The sequence below is a fragment of the Mycobacterium sp. TH-M15 genome (assembly GCF_057473705.1).
Genome location: NZ_JBYCLB010000710.1, coordinates 1 through 1928, shown reverse-complemented (window position 1 = coordinate 1928; position 1928 = coordinate 1). Strand labels below are relative to the sequence as shown.

2 protein-coding genes are annotated in these 1928 nt (G+C 71.0%); one reads left to right on the top strand and one right to left on the bottom strand.

Features of this window, described 5'->3' with window-relative positions; genetic code table 11:
- Positions 1–442 precede the first annotated feature (442 nt).
- Positions 443–1420, bottom strand: coding sequence for an NADPH:quinone oxidoreductase family protein (locus AC2VNT_RS17535; RefSeq protein WP_486948064.1), 978 nt, complete (start codon positions 1418–1420; stop codon positions 443–445).
- Positions 1421–1522: 102 nt separating this feature from the next.
- Here AC2VNT_RS17535 and AC2VNT_RS17530 point away from each other — a divergent pair.
- The coding region (locus AC2VNT_RS17530; RefSeq protein WP_486948063.1) for an alpha/beta fold hydrolase at positions 1523–1928 on the top strand (406 nt) is incomplete at its 3' end.

Genomic DNA, 1928 nt, shown 5'->3' with positions numbered 1-1928 from the left:
GTCAACGCCAACGGCGGGCCGGGTGCCGGGTTCGCGCCGGTCGGAGCGTGACGCCGCCGTCGGTTAGCTGTCCCGCCGTGCACCTCGCTTGGTGCAGTATGTGAGGCTATTGCGGTGAAATAGGCGGGGCTCCTGGTAGAAGAACGATCGCCAAGATCAAAACCTTCTACCGAGGATGGCTGGCTAACCCTGGCTAACCCGCAGCCTGCCGCACCGTCAGCTTGATGACCGACGTGGCTCTCCTCATCCACAGCCCCGCGATCCCCGCCGCGATCGACATCCTCCGTGCTCTCGCTGCGGACCATGCGGGCGGCGATGTCATCCTGCCGTCCGGGCAGATCAACCAAGTCCTACCAGCCGACCGATACGAGCCGACCCGGACAACCATCGGCGTCGACCTGGACGACCTCGACCATCGGCGGACGTGGGTCAGCGCGTCGGGTCACGGCTCGCGCACCCGCAGCACCACCTTGCCCCGGGCGGTCCGGTCCTCCAGCGCCGCCAGTGCATCGGCGGCCCGGTCCAGGGCGAAGACATGCGGCTGCGGGGCGGCCACCGCACCGGAGGCCAGCAGCGGCTCGAACGCCGCCCATTGGCGCTCCAGGTAACCCGGGTGCGCCATCGCCCAGGCGCCCCAGCCGACGCCGACCACGTCGACGTTGTTCAGCAGCAGCCGGTTCACCTTCACCGTGGGGATCTCACCGCCGGTGAAGCCCACCACCAGCAGCCGGCCGGCCGGTCCCAGGCAGCGCAGCGAGTCGGTGAACCGGTCACCGCCGACCGGGTCCAGCACGATGTCCACCCCGCGGCCGCCGGTGAGCTCGCGCACGGCGTCCTTGAACCCGTCCACCGCGACGACGTCGGTGGCACCCGCGGCCCGGGCGACGTCGCCCTTCTCCGGGGTGCTGACCACCGCGATGGTCTTCGCCGCCCCCAGCGCGGAGGCCAGCCGCAGCGTCGAGGTGCCGATGCCGCCGGCCGCTCCGTGCACCAGCACCGTCTCCCCGGCGGCCAGCCGGCCCCGCTCGGTGAGCGCGAAATGCACGGTCAGGTCGTTGAACAGCAGCCCGGCGCCGGCCTCCAACGACACCGCGTCCGGCAGCCGGAACACCTGTCCGGCCGGCACCGCGACCACCTCGGCCATCCCGCCGCCGAGCATGGTCAGGGCGGCCACCCGGTCGCCGGCCCGGACGTGGGCTCCGGCCGGCGCGCTGCGCACCACGCCGGCCACCTCGCCGCCGGGGACGAACGGCAGGTTCGGCTTGTACTGGTAGAGGCCCCGTGATTGCAGCAGGTCGGGGAAGGCCACCCCGGCGGCGTGCACGTCGATGAGGACCGCGTCCCCGGCGTCGGGCTCGTCGAGCTCGACCACCCGGGCCGCCCGCGGGCCATCCAACTGGGAGATCTGTACCGCGCGCATGGCCGCCCTTTCGGTAAGTTCAGTTACGCCATTACCCAGAAACTTAGACGATCTCGGATAGAATTGCCGGGTGGCGACGTTGCCGCACCCGATGGAGCAATGATGAGCTTTCCACGGATCGACGAACACGGCGCAGTGACCGCCAATTTCCTGCCGGAGCTGCCGCCGAGCCGCACCGTGGCCGTCCGCGCGGTGGACGGCATCCGGCTGCACACCGAGGTGTTCGGGCCGCCCGACGGCTACCCGATCGTGCTGAGTCACGGCATCGTCTGCGCGATCCGGGTGTGGGCCTACCAGATCGCCGACCTGGCCCGCGACTACCGGGTGATCGCCTTCGACCACCGCGGACACGGGCACAGCGGCCTGCCGGGGCGCGGCGGCTACAGCTTGAACCACCTCGCCGCCGACCTCGACGCGGTGCTGGAGGCCACCCTGAAACCGGGGGAGCGTGCCGTCATCGCGGGACACTCGATGGGCGGGATGACGATCAGCGCGTGGTCGGATCGCT